Source organism: Algibacter ulvanivorans, from assembly GCF_048381495.1.
GTDB classification, from domain to species: domain Bacteria; phylum Bacteroidota; class Bacteroidia; order Flavobacteriales; family Flavobacteriaceae; genus Algibacter_B; species Algibacter_B ulvanivorans.
This window is the reverse complement of record NZ_JBLWGD010000008.1, coordinates 1-21,309: the sequence shown is the minus strand read 5'-3', so window position 1 is coordinate 21,309 and position 21,309 is coordinate 1. Positions and strand designations below refer to the sequence as shown.

Here is a 21,309-nt window from a genome sequence, read left to right as displayed (position 1 = left end):
ACACTTCAAAATTTAAAGCCTTGTTGCAATGAAACTAAAAAAGCACTTATAAAAACAATGCAAGAATGCAGGAATGTTCATTATTAGTTCTAAATGTGGTTTGATGTTCGGAAGTGCGCGTTGGATAAGCGGATATTTTACATAGTAGCAGTTATAGATACGAAAACATAAAAACTAAGCGTAGCGTACCATTGAAAAGGTTTTTGCTACTATAACTTCTATTATGTAACTTAGCTTTGGGTTGGTTTTGTGGCGGAATAGTTGTTTTGAGCGTTGGCAATAGCTCTTTGCTTTTTTATTGTACCAATTTATTAAAATAGATACTTTTAAATAAAACAAGCAATGTGCTATTATAGCGATGGCTACAACTATTGTGACATAAAACCAACTATGCGGTGGCGCGCGGAACAACACAAAAGACAGAGGATTTTGAGGTACGAAAAAACTGGGTTTTGGGTTGTGGGGACTTGATACTAACTACGCACTTAATGTAGCCAATTGCTTTTTAATTAAGAACTTTTTTGTTTTTGGTAAACTACTTTGTTCAATTAAATCAATATTCTTTGAAAAAAAAGTATTTGATGTTTTAAAAACGGTTTCATCATCAGATTTTATTGATTTAAACGATGAAAGATTAAACTTAACACCATCGAAATCAGCAGAATAATATCTATCATTCATACCATTCATTATTAGTAAATCAAACACAATAGAACCTTTTATCTTTTTTATAGCTAAAGATGATTCTATTTCATCTAAATAATTATCGATACGAATTGAATTAAGTGTTAATACAATGTATTGAAAATTACTTTTAGATAATTTACGTAGTCTATATGTTGCTTGTTTTTTCATTTTATGATTAACTATTCATAATGGTGTAACCATCTTCAATAACGTTAATTCCTGTATTTATTATATGTTCTGCTTCCGCTCTATCTAATATCTTACTTGTGGCAACTGTACTATCCATATGAAAAATAGTATGCCTTTGATTAGAATAGTAACTATACATATTACATAATGCTTTTTCGTGCTTTGAACACTTAACTATAGCTTTTGTTGAATTATTAAATGTAACACTTATTCCTTTATTATCAAAATGCGCGCCAAAACCCTCTTTAGTTATATTAATACCTTTGTCGGCAAAAACTTGTTTCATTACACCTTCTAAGCCTCTTAACATAGGAAAAGCAAAAGCAGAATAATCTGTCAATTCTATATCTGTTTTCTTCAATGCTAAAGAAGGACTTATAACACTTTTAATCTTGTCATTCAATTGACTACCTGAGACAGGAAGTCTATTTTCTAATTCACCTATAATATCTGTAGACGTTAAATTAGTTTCATAGTATTCTAATTGCTTATCAATTATATCTTTAAACGGTAGCAAATCTGATAAAATCATAATTGTATCGTGAAATAACATCCTAGGTTTACCTTGTGCTTGAAATGCATTGTTTTTAAAGTGATTCAGAATTAAATTATCACCTTGAACACCTTCTAACTTTACCTGACGACCTTTAGGCACTTGCTTATCTGTTATAACAACAGCACTACATTCTTCAACTAAAAACTCTAAAACAACATCAAAATCTTCTGGTCTAATAGCTTTTAAATAGAAACTATTAGCATTAAACTCTTTAATAGCACAGTTTTCTAATATATTTTGAGCTATTTCTAAAGACCACTCTTGATTCTTACCCGTTTTATACATTAAAGTTGTTGCACCGCCATTAACATAATAAACATTTAATGTAGCCTCTGCTTTACCAGTTTGCAAAAATTTATACACAAAAAGATTCCCTGGTTTTTCTACAATAGTAATATTAGTAGAAGTACCAACAAAAGCCTCAACAGTTTCCTGTATTAGTGCTCTATTAATATTTAGTTTTTTAAATGACATATAAAAAAATGGGTTGCAAATGTATAAATTATTTAATTACAATTATATAGCTTGTTTGATTAAGTATAAAATATACTCTAAATTATCATTGTTTGTTATTACTAATTCATAATCACCATTACCCCAATGCCCTGTACTTGACACATCACGCATTAGGTTTTTAGGGTCTTCTAATTTACCTTTTTGTAAATTAATGAATAGTTTTATTCCTTTTTTAAGTGTAACAATATCAGCTATATTTTTATCCTTTTTAAAAGCTATGTATAGTTTTTTAGGCTCTAACTCTATATCATCTGCTAGGTTTAAAATAGCTTCTTTATAGGTTTCGTAAAGTTCTTTTACTTTATCTGGATAACTATCTAAATGAAATTCTTCAGTATATACTTTTATCTCTTTTGTAACTGCTTCTAATTGTGTATTACTAGAGGTTATTGGCTTTATACTTTCTGCTGATTTACTTTTCTTTATTTGATTTACACTAATTAAATTATTTTCATAGCGTTTTACTTCCCACAACTCAATAGCAATATCTTTAAAATTTGTTGCTGTTCTTTGATTTTCTGTAAAACTTGTAGATACAAATACTACTCTTGTTTGACTCCAATCTACATCTGTACGTTTTAAATTTTGCTTTAGTGTTTCGTTATACTCAACTATAAAATCTGCTTTATTCTCAAGCATTAAACTTAAATATGTAAATCCTTGATCTACTACACTTATATTTTTATTTCTCTTATATTCAATAATAATGAATGCATTTGATTGTGTATCGTAAGCTAAAGTATCTATGCGTTTGTTTTTAATAGAGAACTCAGACTTTACTAAATGTAAATCCATTAACTCCTTTAAATTATTCTCAAAAAGTGATTGCATTTCTCTTTCTAATTTAAATGGTTTCTCTTTTAAAATACTAATAGACTCTTTTGATTTTAAGTTATATAAATGCATTTGAATTGTTCTTTAACTATAGTTCTCTTGTGGTTCTGCTGCTTGATTAATATGTTCTTTTGCTTCTTTAACCGTTACTTGACCATTCATTAGCATTGGCAATAACCAATCTCTTAAATCAGCTAATTTTTGATTTTCTTTTAGGTTCTTTTGCTTTTTAGCGTGTATTGGTTTTATTTTTTGGTAAAACTTTTCTACAATATCTTTTTTAGGAAAAACTGTGTTGTAATTAGTAACAAAGCTCTCGAACAGTAAGTTTTTAATACCACTTGTTTTACCTTCCCAACCAAATAATACTCCTGCATCATATAGCCTTTGCCATTGATACACGAAATTATATAAATAGGTTTCGTCTTTTAATGTAACTGCTTTACAGAAATTAGAACAGATTAATGGATTCTCAAAACGCTCTAAGGTTTCTTTTGTTATAAAAGCCATTCTACCTGTAGATTGTGTTGGACTACCTCCAGATATTTCAATGATTAAATCTCCTTGTTCTAATAGCTTATGTGTGTTTTTTTCTAAAATAAAACGTTCTGGTGCTTTTACTTCTCCATCACCATTTAAACCATTAATATCTGCACCACGAATACAAGATACTTGTTCTGTATAATTACCTTGTGCTGATTCTTTACCCCAATCACCACTTTTATCTTTTTCTATCCAATCTGCAATGGTTTTATCTTGCCAACCTTCAGGTATATCTTTTTTCAGTTTTTCATTATACACCATTTTACCACCTGATGCTTTATATGGTTTTCCGTTAACATTTGGAAAATCAAATTGCACAAACCAAAAATCATAAATGGTTTTTGCCATTGAATCTAATTCTACATTTACTTTATTATTTAATTCAATTTTGTAATCTAAATCAGATAAAACCTTAGCTATCCTTTTTTGAATACTAAGTTTAGGGAAATTGAATTTTAAAGCACCAATATCATCAGGTAAAATTGATGGATATGAGGAAACACTATTTTGAGCTAACGTATGTAGGTAATTTGTTATATGGCTTTGAATTAATGCATAATACAAATACTTAGGTGAAATATTATCATCAACAACATCAATTGTAGTAAAACCTGTCGACACAATTAAATTCTCTATTTCATCTTCTAAAATACCATAATGCTCTTGATTTGGCCTAACTGTAGAGTACAGAATTGTATTCAATTTTGTTTTTCTTTGTGCTCTACTTGGTATCTTGTCTATCCCAGTATTTAGATACTTTAATGAATCAATTTTATTTTTTGTTAAGTTACCAGTATCTAAATAATTAATATTTTCTGGTAAGTTTTTCTTACCATAAGTAGAATCATTTAAGACAGCTATTTTATTAATTGAAGTTTCGCTATTCATATCTCAAATTGTCAATGTTATTGAGAATTTCAAACTCTAAAGTTTTACTTTCTTTGAAAAGGTCTTCTAAATTCTTTTCATAAGACTTTAACTTATTAGAATATTCATCATTAGAAATATCTTTATGCTCAATTTTAACTTCAAAATATTGACCTGCACTTAAAGAGTAATTTCTGATTTTTATATCATCATATTTTAGAACAACAGAAAAATCATCAATTTTAGTTTTAGAATTAAATACCTCAATGATTTGATTTTCTTCATCTTCTGATAAAACAATTTTTTGATTTTTACCTTCTTTAATCTTTGTCCCAAGATTGGAAGCATCAATCAATACTACATCTCCTTGATTTTTTTTATCTAAAAATATTATTGAAACACTTGTAGGTGTATTTGCAAAAATATTACCTGGCATACTTACCACACCAGCCAACATTTTGCTATTAACCATCTCTTCTCTAATTTTTTTATCAATACCAGATTGCGCAGTAATAAAACCTGTAGGTACAACAATAGCTGCTTTACCTGTTTTGGTTAAACTGTGCATAATGTGTTGCAGAAACAAACTATAAATAGACATACTACTTTTTTTACTTTTTGGAATATTTGGTATTCCTGCAAAAAAACGTTCGTTATTTTCTTTACTGTCTAAATCGTCTCTATACTCGCTAAAGTCTAATTTAAACGGTGGATTTGATACAATATAATCGAACTTCTGTAACTCGTTAGTATCGTCTTTATGGTATGGTGCTAAAATGGTATTACCACGCACTACATTTTGTAATGAGTGTACTAAATTGTTTAGTATTAGGTTTAATCGTAATAGTTTTGAAGATTTTTTAGAAACATCTTGTGAGTAAATAGTACATTTATCTTCGCCAATAGCGTGAGCTAAATTCATTAACAACGTTCCAGAACCTGCACTTGGATCGTAACAGGTAACATCTTGAATATTATCTTCTGTTACCATAATAGAAGCCATAATTTTGGCTACTGCGTGAGGTGTGTAATATTCTGCATACGTACCACCACTATCGTTATTATAATCTTTTATTAAGTACTCAAAAATAGTAGCATAGAAGTCGTATTTTTCATTGAAAATATGCTCAAAACTAAAATCTACTAATTGGTTAACAATTGCTTTACAAAAGGCATTACGTTCTGCGGTTTCTACAATTTCACTAATACGTTCAAATAAAGGTTCTTTAGAACCACCTGTTGTTTTTACAGAGAAAATATCATTATTCTGTATGGCAATATCCATTAAGGTATCGTCAAAGGTTTTAGCAAAATCTGGTGTATTTTGTATATCAAATAAATGCGAAATAAAATGCTGTGTTTGTAATACTGCTGTATCTGCATTTAACTGTAAGGTTAGCATTTCATACTCTTCATCAGGCAATGCTTCAATAGCCTTTTGCCATTTTTCTGCTTTTGCTAATTCAGGATTTAATTGTTTTACCTCATAAGCAAATTTGTCGTTTAAAAACTTATATAGAAATACTTGTGTTATAATTTTATATTCGTCACCATCATTACCCAAACCATAATTAGAACAAATTCCTTTAAGGCTGTCTATTAGGTCTTTTACTTGTGTTTGAAACTGTACTGTTGTTGTCATTTATTATATCTAAGCTGTTCGCCCGTGAAATTCGTTAGTATATTCTTGTACTACTAAATTATTAATGAATTTAGAAGTCTCTGGATTTAATTTAATATTGTTTTGTTTTACAAATTGATTGATTACCAATTTAATCATCATCTTATCTAAATAGCCTTCATTTTGTAATAGCCTACTATTTTGTATTACCTGTAGGTCTGCTTCACTTTTAACAGATTGTAAAGCTTCAAATAATTGGCTTTCTCGTTTAGTTAAACCACCTTTTTCTACTAATCGTTTATGAATACGACAGTATTTAGGATCGTTATCATATTTAGCCTGTAATAATTTATTTTGTCTATTTAACTCTAATATTTTTGCGTGAATTTCTTTTAACGCTCCAATATTAGCTTTCATATCTTCTTGCGTTACTTCGTTTAGTTTTTTCTTTTTAAAGAGACGCTCTAATTCATCGTACAAACTTACAAATTCAGGGTCTTTTTTGTCAAAATTACTTGCTAATTCTTCTCTTGTTTTACGAAGCGTATCTTTTAGTTGATCTGCTAAGATTAGTTCTTCTTCTCCAACCTTATTAAACATAAACACTACATCTTCTAACGCAACATTTAATAGATTGGTTGTATCTATATTGTTTTCTAATGCTTCCTTTTGATTTAGTAATTGTAAGTGATTATTAGCTTCTCTATACAATACTGAAAGCTTTTTAAAATCTACTTTTTCTAATAATTCATAATGCCCAAATAAACGAATTAGATTGTACAGACTTTTAGCATTACCTAAAGCCTTTACTAAACCTAACATTTTTTTACGGTCTGATATTTGAGAAATTTGTTGTGAGAAGTTCTCAGCGTTTAAGGTATCATAATGAAATAATATCTCTTTTATGTCTGCTATTTCTTCCTGTATTTCTTCTTTAGATTTAAAGATGTTAGAGTAATGCTCCATTTCATCACCTAAAACCTCTTGAAGCTCTTCAAAATAGTCTTTATTGGTTTTATCAAACTCTGCCTTAATATCTGCAAAATCAACTACAAAACCATATTTATAATCTTTATATGTTCTGTTTACTCTGGTTAAGGTTTGTAATAGATTGTGCTTTTTAATTAAACGACCTATGTATAATTTCTTTAGCCTTTTAGCATCGAAACCAGTTAATAACATATTGTAGACAAAAAGAAAGTCTATTTTACCATCTTTAAAATCTTCCACTTCTTGTTTACGTTCTTCTTTAGTACCTATGTCGTGAAGTATTAAAGCTGCTTTTTTTACTTTATAGCTTTCTCTTTTTTTATCTCCGTAAGATTCTCTTTCTTCTGCAACTTTGTCTAAAACAACAGCATCACTATCTCTATATTTATTATTGAATATCTCAAATAACATTTTAGCTTGATCTGAACTATCACAAACTACCATTGCACCAACTGATGCATCGTTATTCATTAACCTAAAACTTTCAAAATCTTCAACAATGTAATCTAACATTGGTTCTGCAAATCGCGCATCTGCATAGATTTTCTTTTTAGGAACATCACCTTGTAATACTTTAATTTCTTTTAAGGCTTTTTCTAAAACCATTTTATAATTAGAAGCTATTTCTTCTCTAATTAGTTTTAGTGTATACCCATCTGCAATAGATGCGTTGTAATAGTATTTATGAATATAATCACCAAACAAGGTTTTAGAATTATACTCTGTACCCAATAAAGGTGTGCCGGTTAATCCAATTTTAATAGCGTTTTTATCTGACTGCTCTAAATTTGCCAAGAAACTACCTTCAGGATTATAACTACGGTGTACTTCGTCTAAGAAATAAACACGTTGAATATTAATATCGTAATCTTGTTCTGTTACTATTTTAGCATCATCTGAAAACTTTTGAATATTAACTACTGTAATTTCTGCGTTTCCTCTTTCGTTATGTAATGCTGCTTTAGATTTAATATCTGCAACAAATTCAGTACGTGAATTAACAATATGAACCGTTAAACCTCTACTTGTAAATTCTCTTTTAGCTTGAATTAACAAGTCTAATCTATCTACTATAAAATAAAATTTTGGTATTACATTTTGTTTTTGATAATAGTCTGTTAGAAATTTAACATTGTAATAGGTTAAAGCTGTTTTACCACTTCCTTGTGTGTGCCAAATGATTCCTTTTCTTATCCCTTCATTTAATTTATTCTCTATTGCTTTTGTTGCAAATAATTGAGGATAACGCATTATGTGTTTTTGTAAGCCTGAGCTTTCATTTACATAGGCTATTGCATACTGTAGCACAAAAGACAATCTATCTTTAGAGAATAAAGAAGTAGATACTCTATTTGTTGGTGTATTGGAATCTTTATTGGTTAAAAACTCTGGCGAATGTTTAATAATAACTAAGTTGTTATCTTTTAAAACTTCGTTTTCTATAGCATCATTTTCAGGTAACAAAAGACTATTTAGGTCGAACGTTTCTTCTTCTCTGAAATAATTAAATATTGGTTTATGATATGATGGTGAAGCATAAAATACACCTTGAACTGTATCTACATCATCACTATCGTATTCCATATTATTAGAGAATACCATTAACTGTGTTATGTTTACAAAACGTCTAAACTTTTTATTTTGGAATCTCTTGTTTATTCTATTTCGTTCTGCAATGATGCCTTCTCTATTATTAGGCTTTTTAACCTCTATAAAAACTAAAGGCAAACCATTAACTAAAAGAATTATATCTGGTCTAAACTCTTCGTCTCCGTTTTTATAAGTTAGTTCTGTAACAACATTAAATGTATTGTTTTCAAAGTTTTCAAAATCAATAATCTTATGTCCAGTTTTTTGACTTAATCTCTCATAGAATGCTTTTCCTAAATCTTCATTATCTAAAAGCAATGAAACATCACTTAATAGTCTTTTAGCTTCGTCTTTATCTAAATCGTGATTGATTTTCTGGATGCTATCAATAAATATATCTGTAAATATGTTTGTTTCTTCATTCCAAACTGCTCCCTTTAATGATAAATATTTATACCCTAATCGAGTAAGATGTAATATTGATGGTATTTTTACTCTTGAATCTTCGTTGAATTTCATTTAGTTTTTTGATTGATTAAGCTCTAAGGGAACTATAAAAATATAAATATATATTGGTTTTATTATGAGGATTCCCACATTTACTTTTTACCCCTGTTTTATGTTATATTACAAGTGCTAAAATAACACCTCTTTTAAACTATTTTTTATTTGCTCATTTATGTGAGCTAATTGCTTATTATTGGATAGATTTTTTATTTTATTATACACCTTTCTACGATTACCATATGTTTCAGAATGGTCTATTTTATATTGTTTTAATATCTCTTGATTTTGAAATAATGCTAAAACCTCTTTTTCCTTGTTAGTAAGCTGTGATAATGGAATACTTTGTTGCTTTTCTATTTTATCGTACTTACTCATTAACTCATCTGCTAACATTTTATATTTCTTTTTATCTATTAAATCTTTAACGGTATAAATTTCAATAGCATTTTTACGATTGTTTAGATTACGTGTGTAGATTTCTAACTCGAATCTAAATATTGGCTTTCCTAATTTTATACGGTTGTGTGTTTTTACTTCAAACGTTTTATCATATCCTTTAACATTATAATCTGTAAGATAAAATTTTTTACCGTATTGTTTATTAGCGCCTAACATTGGTATTGGTGTTTTACCATTTAGGCTTAACCAAGGATTTAGAATTGGCTGTGCCTCTTCTTCTATAACTGTTCCTACTGCTACATAATGGATATTTGCATTATATACATTAAACGGTAAAACACTATCTAATTTCTGAAATGCCTTAACGACTTGTGAATATGTAAACAACTCGTAATTACTACCCATATACCATTTTTGTAATGAGTTATTACAAGAGATTATATTTCCTTTTAATTCAAGTTTCAAGTTACTTACTGTGGTTTCATAAGCTTTAACTTGATTTGTTTTTTTATTGAAAATAGGTATCCATTTTAAGCCTTTCCAAAAAAATGGGCTTTCTTGTTGTTCTATAACTTCTTTAGGTAATTGTATTACTTGATGCTTTATTTTAAGCGTATCGTACAAAACGACTACCTTTTATTTTTAAAGGCTTTATTATAGTTTTTATCCAGTAAGACTTCTACATCTTTCATCTTGTAATAAATTTTACTACCTATTTGAGAAAATGATATTTTTCCTTCGTCTCTCCACGTTTGCGCTGTACGCTTACTAATATGCATTAGCTGAATAAACTCTTGATTGTCGAGAAAAGTCTCTTTTGATGGTTTTTGATTAGATTCTAAAGTAGTGTTTAATTTGTCTAATCTTGATACTAATTCGTTGTACTGCTCTGATGTTAAAATTACTGCTTCCATTTACTTCTTTTTTAAATGTTAATTATTTAATTATGAAGCAAATATGGACTAACAAAGGAAGCAAAAACAGTTACATACGGTTATATAACCCTACGCAAAACCCTTATAAACATTGACCTGATTGGAAATAAATTATTTTAATTTTCTTAATTCTGACAGCATTGTATGTAGGTGTTTTTCCCAAAATTCGATAGCTTTTAGATCTGGACTATTACATTCGTTTCTTAATTTTTGTGTGCTGATTCCTTTTTCTGTAGATTTTTTAGTTTGGAAATTAGCAGATATAAAACGGAATAATTCGGCATCTGATTTTGTATTAAAAATTTTAGGTTTTAAGTCATTTATCATTTTAAATAACAATGCTAATTGAGGAACGGAAAGGTCTGTTTTAAGTTTTGGTGTGCTTTTAACTTGTGGATTTATTAAGTCTTCCTTTTCTTGAATTTTAGATAATTCGGCATTAATTAAACCTTGTAATTGGTAAATAGGAAAAAACTCTAATGGAAAGAATAATTTCTCTTTATTGATATAAGTATAATCTAAAGTTAAATCGTTTGTCTTAATATCTAAAGCCTTACCTTTTTTAATGTAACCTAACATTATTAAATCGTCCTCTGTATTACCTTTGGCTTTTAAATCTTCAATTGCTTGTTCGGTTTCATCTTCGGAATAATTACATTCAAAATCATCTTTTGCACCAAACAAATACACCTCTATATCTTTATACAAGTACTGTAAAGCATCTTTATTTAATTGCGTGCGTTCTTTTACTATATTATATAATTGTAAGTCTGTATGGTCTTTATTTCTAATAGTATCAAGTAAATCGTAAATTTCGTTAGTATCTTCTGATTCGGTTTCTTCTTTATGATATTGCAAGAAGCTTTTGAAAGTGTTTAACCTTTCAGCTATTGCCATATATTTTATGAAGTGATTCATAAATTTATTATCAATACCGTATTCGCCATCTTCAATTACTTCTTCCCAAAATGACTCGTAAACTTCTTCAATAGATTTTAATGTTTTAAACTTTGACTTTAAAACCTCTAACACATCATCAATTTCACTAGATAGAAAATTCCTTACTAAGCGTTTTCTATAATCGTATATTGAATCTCCATCTAAATCAAGTGTTGAAGGATTAATGTAACAAGTCAAATATCCTGCGATATCCGGACTACATTTTGCAAGTTTCTTTTGCATTTTTTTGATTTCACTTTTTGTTAAGTCGTGTTTTTCATCCTCATTTACACAAGATACAAACATCATTTTGTCTTTATCCGTTTGGCTATATACTTTTGATTCTATGAAGGTATCGATAGCTTCCGTAAACTTTTCTAATAATGCTAATTCTATTTTTGAATATTCTCCCATTTTTTAATTGATGTATTTATCTACTGCATTATCTAATTCACTACTTATAATTTTTGCATAAACCTGTGTTATTCCAATATCTGAATGGTCCATCAACTTAGATACGTGTTCTATGCGCATACCATTATTTAATGCTCTGGTAGCAAATGTATGCCTGCTAATATGAAAGGTTAAAGAAAATGGTAATTCTAAAGTTTTACCCATTTTAGTTAAATACATATTGCTTAACGCTATTGCTTGTCTTACTACTTTTGCTCTTTGTTCTCTGTCTGTAAAATAATCGTTATCAATATTTGCGAAAGGAAATATTATATCGTCTTGATTTACATTTTTAGTTTTATATTTTTCTAAAATATCTATTGCCACTTGCCCAATTCTAAGACTGTGCTGTCTGCTTGTTTTGCGTATTACTTTTGTGATTTTATGAGCTTTTGCATTGTAATTATTCCACTTTAATTCTATTACATCTCCAAACCTTAAACCACCTGCAAAGACAGCAAATAGAAACATATCTTTTATAATTTGTGCTTTTGCTTTATCTGAAACCTCTAATTTAGTAAAAGCTTCCAACTGTTCAGCTGTTAAAAAACGTTTTGTACTTTTTGCTTTCTTGACTTTAAATTTACTAAATGGAAAATGATTTAACGGTATTAAATCCTCTCTCTGCGCTTCTTTAAACATTAGGTTAAGAATCTTTAAAGAAAAATTAATCGTTGTGTTATTGTTACCTAAAGTAGTGCTACAGTAACCTGCATAGTCTTTTAAAGTAGTTACAGTAATATCATCAAACATTAATTCTTTATGACCTACGAACTTTTCAAACTTTTTTAAGTAGTTTTTATAGTTGTTATATGTTGATAGTGCTAAAGTGTGTTTTTGTTTTTCGCATCGGTTGTATGCATACTCAAAGAAATTAACTAACGGTTTCCCTTTGATAGCTTCTTTTAGTTTTCTTGCTGATGTGGATTGGTTTTTAGTTTCTAAATCTGCTATTTGCCCTTGTGCATCTGCAACCTTTTGAGTTATGTATTTATTTAGTCGTGTAGAGTTACTATGATTTTTCTTTACCTTTTGCTTTTCTTCATCCCATTCGTTAGGCTCTAATTTTAAGCTTAAAGAAATGAATTTAGTTTTTCGGTCTTTTATCACTCTTAAATATAAAGGTGCTTTTCCAGACTTATCTACTTTTGATTTTTTTAAAATTAGTTTTATTGAAGCCATAACTTATTGGTTTATAATAGGTGCAATAGGATGCAAACTAATACTAAGGTACAACAATAGGTACAACAAACAATGCTTTTTATTGTATTTTATTACATTATTTTGCATTGCACAAAACTATAAAACCCTTTATTTATAAGGGTTTAAGTGAATTTTAAAGAAATAGGATATAATAATTAGACAACACTGTGTATAATTAATTGCTGGTTATAGCCTACTTACGAAAGTCCTCGCGGACTTTCTATTCAGTTTTTATTTACTAACTTTATGGTTTAAATCACGCAACTAATAATACACATCAACGTTGTAATTAATAGCGGAATCCAAGACTCAAACTCTTAAAATTTAATGTAAATCAAACTGTTGAATTTTAGCAAAAAGTGTGAATTTTGCAACGTGCAAAAAATGGAATTTTTAAAATTATTGAACAGTCTTTTGAGAACGTACATTTTGAAACAAAATGAGAAATAAAACGCTGAAATTTACTCAAAATCAGAATTGTAAAACGTGAGAATAACAGCAAAACATGTAAAGAAAAACTGGTATTCAGAAACTGGTGGAATTAAAAATCTCTTCGGAATTTTCTCTCAAACTGTGAATTTAGTCAAAGTTGAAAATAAATTGAACTATAAACTGAAAAAATCTACTAATTACAACAATGGCTATAATTTATTGCTGCTATATTTTTCCTTTGGAAAAATATGCAGGCACAAAGTTGTTGCATTTTTTTACGTACCTTTAACCTTATAAACGCAACAAATAATAGCCTAAACCGTTGCACAAAATTGCGGATGAAAATGATGAGGACAAAAATGATTATCATCCTCACTTCTACTCAAAATTATAGATCTTTATATAGCCCAAAACGATTTCAAAACTGAAACGGTATGAATTTAAGCCCAATTAAGAATTTCGAACAACAAAAATAGTATGATTTGATTTGCAATTTGCTCACTACTTTTAAAAATAATAAATTTACTAAAAAAGTGAAATTTCCGATTTGATTAAAAAACAGATTTGAATACAAGATTGCGAATAGAAAAAATATAACCTATGAAAAAGACTTTTCAAATTATTTCCTATACATCGATTATATTATTTGGAATATTATGGATTTCAAGCAAGTTTATGGAATCGAATGATTTTAACAATATTGACATTAGGAATATTTTAGTATTAGTTCATTTATTTACCAGTTTAAAATATTACAGAATAATGAGCAAAGAAAAAGATGACATTATCAAATCTCTAAGAGAAGAATCTGAAAGAAAACAAGATTGATGAAAAAGCAACATTTGTGCAACAATGCGCATAAAAAATTGCTAAATAGAGAAATATAGAATGTTTCTAAAACAAAATAAACCTAAATTTATACATCGGAGAAATACGATTATCAAATCGCAACTTTCCATGCTCTAAACCGTTAGCTTTAATGCTGACTACTACTGTAAAAATTCAAGTTTCAAATTTAAATCAAAAGTCATTTAAAAATGAAAAGCGGAATGTTGAGCTGAATTATCTCTCAAACTCTGAACTGAAATATGTATGAATTTTTAGCTCGTTTACGGAATCGAAAAAATAACTTTAGAAGGTTGAACAATTACTCACTTTATCATAATTGCGAAATTTGAGCCAGTTTATGGAATTGAAAAAAGGCTAGTTTATTTTTCGATTTTTTTTTTTTTGAGTTTTAAGAAAGTAAAAACCAAAAAACTATGTTGCTGAATTTTGAGAAAAATGTTGAATTACCTCTCAAGCTCTGAATTGAACTACGTATGACTTTTCAGCTCATTTTCGGAATCGAAATCTGAATGTAAAAATGACTTAAAAAAAGAAAAGTGGAATAATAATTAAAGCGGACAAAAAGGCACTAAAAGCTAACAACGTATATAAAAAATTGCTTATTTTTAGCTTAACTTTATGGCTGTTGCTCTTTTGCTACTTCTGATTTTCCTGCGGAAAATCCTCGAACGCAAAACCGCAACATTTCATATACAAAACCGTTGTAAGCCATTTAAAAAAACATCCTGCTAAGAATTAGAATGAACAATTTGAAAGACTTAAATATCGAAAAAGAACTCTTACCATTGTTCGACTATTCTTTAAATATGTTCACCAAGGAAAAAATTATTGAAATTTTAAAAACACCTTTAGAATCGACAACCAAAATTGTTGCACGCCAAAATATTTTAAAAGGTTTTACTGCCAACAATGAAATTCTTAAAGACTATTCATATACCGTTTTATACTTAAATGAAGTCCATTATTTTTTAAACGACGAAAAAATAGAGGACTTGTCCCAAAAAAAACTAAAGTATAAACTGTTTGCTTCCAAACAAGAAAAAACTCGATATACAAGTAAGTTCAATCAACTTATATTATTCTTTCATCGCCTAGAATCAAGATACTTCACAAGACTAAAATTAAATCAATTTCCAGAAGAATATGCTACAAAAATTAAAGAAATTTTAAAATTTCTATCAAGTTTTGAACTTTTCAAATATGAGCATATTATTCGAGAAAAAAGGTTAAAGGACAAACACGTTATAGAACTAACAGAAAAAATCAAAACCCTTAAAGAAACAGATTTGATTAAGCCTTTTTGGGAAAATTTATTTCTGTTTGAGGCTTATCTATCAATCAATTTAGGGATTAATAAAAACAATTTTACATTTCCAAATTTTGAAAAGGAATATATTAAATTAAAGGACTTTTATCATCCCTTAATCAACAAACCTGTAAAGAACGATTTTGAAACCGAGAGCAACGTAATTTTATTGAACGGACCTAATATGTCAGGTAAGTCAACTTTCCTAAAATCTGTTGGACTCTGCATATATTTTGGACATTTAGGGATTGGAATACCTGCGTCTTTTGGAGAAATTCCGTTTTGCAATCACTTTTCAATAGAAATTAATAGACGGGATGATATTCTAAATGGTTATAGTCATTTTATGACAGAAGTAATTAATCTCAAAAGCGTTATTGAAAATGCATCAAATGGAAAAAAATGTTTTGCGATTTTTGATGAACTGTTTAGTGGCACAAATGTAGAAGATGCTTTCGAGATTTGCCAAACAACAATAAAAGGTCTGAGTAAATTTAAAAATTCATATTTTTTTATTTCAACTCACATTCAAGAACTGAAAAATGTTTCTAATGAAAAAATATCAAATTATTACATAGATTGTGAACTTATAAAAGACAAACCGACCTTTACTTATAAACTAAAAAAGGGTTGGTCGGACATCAAAGTAGGTCGAATTTTATTTGACAAAGAAGGGTTAAATGAATTATTGAACTGAATAAAAAAAAACGGCTTACAACACCGTATAAAATTAATTGCTAGTGCAAGCCTACTTACGAAAATCCTCGCGGATTTTCTATTTCGTTTGTATTTGCTAAATTAGGTGCTTAAAACACGCAACTAATCTTATACAAACACGTTAGCCACAATATTGACAGAACGCACCGTAAAATGAACAATATAGAAATCAGATTAGCGAATAAGGAAGATGCTCAATTTATTGCTCTTCTTGGTAGAATTACATTTACCGAAACTTTCGGGCATTTTTTTAGAGATAAGCAAGATTTATTGAATTATTACAATTCAACATTTTCAGTTGAAAAAATTGAAAACGGAATTGCGAAATTAAATAATGTTTTCTGGATAGCTTTTGCTAACCGACTACCTGTTGGTTATGCAAAACTCAAGTTGAATTCAAAATCAGAATTTATCGACTCGGAAAATACTTGTCAACTTCAAAAAATATACGTTTTGAAAGATTTTTTGTCAATGAAAATTGGATTTGAATTGCAAAATCTACTCTTGAATAAAGCCAAAGAGCTTGAATTTAAAGAAATTTGGCTTTCTGTACTAAATAGTAACGAACGAGCAATAAGCTTTTACAAAAAAAACGGATTTGAAAAAATTGGAAATCACGACTTTCAAATTGGAAAAGAAAATTTTGAGTTTATTGCAATGAAAAAAACAATACAAAATACTGTGGCTAACAATGTATAACCGCAATTACGGCGGATTCGACTACGTCCGAATCCACTCGGAATTGCTAACGGCAGTGCTTAACCGAAAATTAACGCATATAAACCCGTAACTGACGGTTATACGTGACCGTTAGCTGTAATGCAAAAAAATCCGTCTCTGATAATAACATTTAGTGAAATATGACAATTGAAACTTCAAAAAGATTAAACTTAATTAAGCAATTATTATTGTTAGAAGAATTTGAACTACTTGATATTCAATTAGAAAAGTTGATAACTTCAACTGACGGAAATAATTTTAAAGAGATAATCGAAAATATAAATAACAAATCGTTCAATAATGCTATTCAATTAATTCAAAACAAATTAAATGCAGGCTCAAATTTAGTTTTACGTGAAGATGAAGAACTAACTGCTTTAAAAATGGAAATTAAAGCGTTAGAATTAAATTATAACATTAAAATTAATGAAGTTGCAGAAACGGAAAAATTAATACATAATTTTACTACACAACAAAATCACGAATTAGGCGAGTTACTAAATGAAATATTAAGATTCCGCAGAGACAAATTAGAAAAAGAAAAAGGCAAAAGTAAAAAGAAAAAAATAGAATTTGAAGAAGCTAATTCTGATTATGAAAAATTCAATGAACAATATGAAGTTTCAAAAAGGGAAATAGTAAACCTTCTAAATGAAAAACAGAAAAAAGAATTAAAGAAAAACTACAGAAAAGCATCTAAATTATGTCATCCAGATATAGTTAATGAGAATTTAAAATTCCAATCTCAAGAAATTTTTAGAGAGTTAAGACTTGCTTACGAACAAAATGATTTAGAAAGAGTAAGTGAGATTTTGGATTCTTTAGAAAACGATAATTTGTTTATCAAAAAATCAGATAGTATTAATGAAAAATCTATTCTAAAAGTAGAAATAATAAATCTTCGAAAAAAAATATCAAATATTGAGGACAAATTAAACGAACTAAAAAACTCGGAAACTTATCAATCTATTATAAAAATAGAAAATTGGGAGAGTTATTTTGAGAACACAAAGAAAACTTTATTTGAAGAATTAAGAAATTTAAAAGATAATGAGTAATCAAAATAACAAACTTATAATCAATAAAAATGGCATTCAAAAAATTGACGTTCAGACTAACGTTTTAAATAAATTGCTTGACAAATCAAATGATAGAATAGCAAAAGAATCTTTAGAAAAAGCAAAAGAATATGGTTGGAAAATCAAAGATTATGATAAAGCAATAGAGAATTATGAAAAAGCATTAAAACTAAAACCTAATTATATAGAAGCATTAAATGCTTATGGTTTATTTCATAGAATAAGGACAAATAACTATAATTACGCAATCCAACTGTACACAAGAGTAATTGAATTAGACCCAAGAAATTTTGGTGTTTTTCATAGACGAAGTGCTTGTAAAGAAGGTTTAAAAGATTATAATGGAGCAATTGAAGATGCACTTTTACATATTGAAAACACAAAAAAACCAAGTGCTGACGATTATGTTTCGATTGCTCTAATTAAATTTAGAATTGACGATTTTGAAGGGGCAATAGAGCATTGTACGGAAGCGATTAACGTAAATGCTAAAAGTGACTTTGCATATTACATTCGTGGAAAAGCAAAGTTCGAAATAAGTAAATTTAAAAATGCTTGTGAAGATTTTAAAAAATCTATTGAGATTATAATAGAAAGTAACGAGAAGAATAGTACAAATGAAAAATTTGGAGTAGGTAAGTTGAAATATTACGGAAGGGCAAAGTTTGAAATGAAAGAATACAAAACAGCTTTGAAATTATTTAAAAAACTGCTTTTAGAGTTCCCTAACCATCATTCTACTTATGAACTTATTGCTAATTGTTATAAAAAACTAAACGATGATAAAAACTATAAAATAAACATTGAAAAATTCACTAGATTAAATGAAATTCATTTAAAAAAAATGGAATTAGCATCGACAAAAAATAGAATGAAAAAATAAGCACTACAGCTAACAATGTATATAATTTATTGCTAGTTCAAGTCTACTTACGAAAATCCTCGCGGATTTTCTATTCGGTTTTTATTTGCTAAATTAGGTGCTTAAACCACGCAACAAACCATATACAAACACGTTGGCTTTAATGCTGAAGGACATTGAAAACCAACAATTTTTCGGTTTAAAACTATAAGTCCGTTAAACTAAATCTGAATTGAAAATATAGAATTAAATGAGATCTACTATAATATCTTTAATCGCTTTAACTTTTTTCTCAAGTTGTGTCGATAAAGAATCTACTAGTTCCGAAATGTATATTGGAACATACAGAATAATGGACCAAATGGTACCTTATCCCTACATAATACAACAAAAAAAAGACTCTCTATATCTCTATGATAATAAAGGGAACACTATTGATAAAATTACAAATAGTTCAATAAAAAAAAACAAAGAAATCAAGTTTAAAGAAAAGCATCTAAAAATTTTAAATAAAAAAGAGAATGAATTCCTTGCTTTTGATTTACTAGACACAATAAACTTTAGAACATTTAAAAACGGAGAACCTAGTCCTAAAAATGGTGCTAAATTCGAGAAAATTACATCAAAAAATACACTTGACCTTCAAAAAGTAAAAAAAGGAATAATTAATTCCATTTGGAAATATGAGGTTGTTGAAGACGAGAATAATAATCCAAACAATGATTTAAATATTGAACAACTATTATATTTCAATAAAGATAGCCTGAACATTATTACAAATTATTACTATCAAGATTTAAAAGTAATTTCCGAGTATGAAACAAAAGCATACAATATTTTTGAAATAGATAATATTTACTTTCTTTCACTTCAAAAAGAAAGCAATAATCCTCAACCCATATACCAAATTTTAGAATATGATTCAAACAAAATTGAACTAAAGGATTATTCTTCAAGGGATTCTAAAAATATTAATTTTTATCAGGATTCTATAGAAATTGAGGCTTATGAAAAACTAGCTAAAAGCATTTCGCATTACTCAAATTGTTTTGATGGATATCAAGGGGAATATTACTTTGGCGATGATGTAACTTTTAATCATGGCAATAATTATATAGTTAAATATGTGAATGAGAATATTCCAAATAATGAGATAAAATCTGGGTATTTAATAGTTCATTTTAATATAAATTGTTCAGATAAAGTTGGCAAATTTGGTTTAATTCAAATGAATAGAGAATTTAAAGCAACCTCTTTCACAAAAGAGATTGTAAATCATGTAATTAACAAAGTAAGCGAATTAGAAGATTTTCCAGCTTCTAACTCACAACTAGAATGGCTCGATTACAAAGATGTTCATGCCTTTTTAATGTTTAAGCTAGACAATGGTAAAATAATAGATGTATGTCCTTAAAACAAAAAATAATTAGTTTAGTTATACTTCTCGTAATCTGTAGTTGTAATAAAAAAACTACTAAAGATTATTCGTCATTGGATGACAATAAAAAAGGAGAATTAGCAAATTGGTATCACGAAATGTCAAACTATTTTTTGCAACCATCTGAACTTTATAGAACATATAAAGATTCTGCTCTAGTAGTTCAACCAAATAATGTAGATTTAAGACAAAGACTTTCCTATTCATACAAAAAAGTTGGAGAACATATTAAAGCAATGGAAGTTTTAAACAAAGCAGTTGAAATTGACACAGCAAATGGAAAGGCAGATGTATTAGAATATAGAGCTTGGACTCTTTTATACTATTACAGAGATTATGAAGGTGTTGTTAGAGATGTTGACTTAATCGAAAAAATTACTGGTAATTCTTATAATTCTTGTTGGGGAGAACCTTGTGGTTTTCACAAAGGACAAGCTTTATATAAACTAAATAACTTTAAAAAAGCTATTGAAACATTTGAAACAGTCAATTTAGAAGAAGAAAAATTAGGATTTGACACTAATGACAATTATATGATTTTCTTTTATATTGGAAGATGTTATTCAGAAATGAAAGATTATAAAAAAGCTATACTTTTCTATGAAAAATCTCTAGCATCAGTAAAACAATTTCCAGAAGCGTATTATCAATTAGGCTTGATTTATAAAAAATTAAAAGATTATGAAAAGGCTAATGAAAATTTCAAATTAGCAAAAGAGTACATTAATTATGGAATGAGTGAGCCTTATGTAGAACGTTTTGATGAAGTTTTTCAATATATGGTAGACAATGAACTGAAATAATAACTGATAAAAAAAGCACTAAAAGCCAACACCGTGTATAGTTAATTGCTTGGTTATAGCCTACTTACGAAAATCCTCGCGGATTTTCTATTCGATTTTTATTTGCTAACTTTAGTGCTTAAAACACGCAACTAACCATACACAAACACGTTGGCAACAAATATGGAATACCATTACTACATACTTCAGAATGGATTTTCCACAGATAAACAGAAGTTGAAATCAGGAACATTTATTGTGAGAATTCCGACTTATTTCCCCATTAATTTTTCTG

The 21,309-nt window shown here is 28.3% G+C and carries 16 protein-coding genes; 6 read left to right on the top strand and 10 right to left on the bottom strand.

Features of this window, described 5'->3' with window-relative positions:
- Positions 1-477: 477 nt before the first annotated feature.
- The 10 genes from ACNG5D_RS15575 to ACNG5D_RS15530 all read right to left on the bottom strand — a co-directional run bounded on the left by ACNG5D_RS15575 (position 478) and on the right by ACNG5D_RS15530 (position 12,808).
- Positions 478-855: a type II toxin-antitoxin system RnlB family antitoxin gene (locus tag ACNG5D_RS15575; protein ID WP_418184460.1), complete on the bottom strand. Its 378-nt coding sequence runs from the start codon at positions 853-855 to the stop codon at positions 478-480.
- Between the two features lie 7 nt (positions 856-862).
- Entirely contained in the window at positions 863-1,906 is a 1,044-nt protein-coding gene (locus ACNG5D_RS15570; RefSeq protein ID WP_418184459.1) for a type II toxin-antitoxin system RnlA family toxin, read from the bottom strand.
- A 42-nt stretch (positions 1,907-1,948) separates the two neighbouring features.
- Positions 1,949-2,854 (bottom strand): DUF5655 domain-containing protein, encoded by a 906-nt coding sequence (locus ACNG5D_RS15565; RefSeq protein ID WP_418184458.1) that lies wholly within the window; start codon positions 2,852-2,854, stop codon positions 1,949-1,951.
- A gap of 12 nt (positions 2,855-2,866) precedes the next feature.
- Complete coding sequence (locus ACNG5D_RS15560; RefSeq protein ID WP_418184457.1) at positions 2,867-4,213, bottom strand: restriction endonuclease subunit S; 1,347 nt, start codon at positions 4,211-4,213, stop codon at positions 2,867-2,869.
- Positions 4,206-5,834, bottom strand: a complete 1,629-nt coding sequence (locus tag ACNG5D_RS15555; protein WP_418184456.1) for an HsdM family class I SAM-dependent methyltransferase — start codon at positions 5,832-5,834, stop codon at positions 4,206-4,208. Before ACNG5D_RS15555 ends, ACNG5D_RS15560 begins: the two co-directional genes overlap by 8 nt.
- A gap of 9 nt (positions 5,835-5,843) precedes the next feature.
- The gene (locus ACNG5D_RS15550; protein WP_418184455.1) at positions 5,844-8,912 is read right to left on the bottom strand and encodes a type I restriction endonuclease subunit R; all 3,069 of its coding nucleotides are present in this window, start codon (positions 8,910-8,912) and stop codon (positions 5,844-5,846) included.
- 117 nt (positions 8,913-9,029) lie between these two features.
- Positions 9,030-9,923 (bottom strand): hypothetical protein, encoded by an 894-nt coding sequence (locus ACNG5D_RS15545; RefSeq protein WP_418184454.1) that lies wholly within the window; start codon positions 9,921-9,923, stop codon positions 9,030-9,032.
- A 5-nt stretch (positions 9,924-9,928) separates the two neighbouring features.
- Positions 9,929-10,213 carry a helix-turn-helix domain-containing protein gene (locus ACNG5D_RS15540; protein WP_275687246.1) on the bottom strand — a complete coding sequence of 95 codons (285 nt, stop codon included), beginning with the start codon at positions 10,211-10,213 and terminating at the stop codon, positions 9,929-9,931.
- Between the two features lie 132 nt (positions 10,214-10,345).
- Positions 10,346-11,587 (bottom strand): hypothetical protein, encoded by a 1,242-nt coding sequence (locus ACNG5D_RS15535; RefSeq protein ID WP_418184453.1) that lies wholly within the window; start codon positions 11,585-11,587, stop codon positions 10,346-10,348.
- A gap of 3 nt (positions 11,588-11,590) precedes the next feature.
- Positions 11,591-12,808, bottom strand: a complete 1,218-nt coding sequence (locus ACNG5D_RS15530) for a tyrosine-type recombinase/integrase (RefSeq protein ID WP_418184452.1) — start codon at positions 12,806-12,808, stop codon at positions 11,591-11,593.
- Positions 12,809-14,859: 2,051 nt separating this feature from the next.
- On the opposite strand from ACNG5D_RS15530, the gene ACNG5D_RS15525 reads away from it, so the two are divergent.
- The 6 genes from ACNG5D_RS15525 to ACNG5D_RS15500 all read left to right on the top strand — a co-directional run bounded on the left by ACNG5D_RS15525 (position 14,860) and on the right by ACNG5D_RS15500 (position 21,035).
- Positions 14,860-16,113: a MutS-related protein gene (locus ACNG5D_RS15525; protein ID WP_418184451.1), complete on the top strand. Its 1,254-nt coding sequence runs from the start codon at positions 14,860-14,862 to the stop codon at positions 16,111-16,113.
- A gap of 173 nt (positions 16,114-16,286) precedes the next feature.
- Positions 16,287-16,832 carry a GNAT family N-acetyltransferase gene (locus ACNG5D_RS15520; protein WP_418184450.1) on the top strand — a complete coding sequence of 182 codons (546 nt, stop codon included), beginning with the start codon at positions 16,287-16,289 and terminating at the stop codon, positions 16,830-16,832.
- Positions 16,833-16,993: 161 nt separating this feature from the next.
- Complete coding sequence (locus ACNG5D_RS15515; protein ID WP_418184449.1) at positions 16,994-17,911, top strand: J domain-containing protein; 918 nt, start codon at positions 16,994-16,996, stop codon at positions 17,909-17,911.
- Positions 17,904-18,815 (top strand): tetratricopeptide repeat protein, encoded by a 912-nt coding sequence (locus ACNG5D_RS15510; protein ID WP_418184448.1) that lies wholly within the window; start codon positions 17,904-17,906, stop codon positions 18,813-18,815. The genes ACNG5D_RS15515 and ACNG5D_RS15510 overlap by 8 nt, the downstream gene beginning before the upstream one ends.
- Before the next feature lie 229 nt (positions 18,816-19,044).
- Positions 19,045-20,208 (top strand): hypothetical protein, encoded by a 1,164-nt coding sequence (locus ACNG5D_RS15505; protein ID WP_418184447.1) that lies wholly within the window; start codon positions 19,045-19,047, stop codon positions 20,206-20,208.
- A gap of 77 nt (positions 20,209-20,285) precedes the next feature.
- The gene (locus tag ACNG5D_RS15500; protein ID WP_418184446.1) at positions 20,286-21,035 is read left to right on the top strand and encodes a tetratricopeptide repeat protein; all 750 of its coding nucleotides are present in this window, start codon (positions 20,286-20,288) and stop codon (positions 21,033-21,035) included.
- Positions 21,036-21,309: the final 274 nt, after the last annotated feature.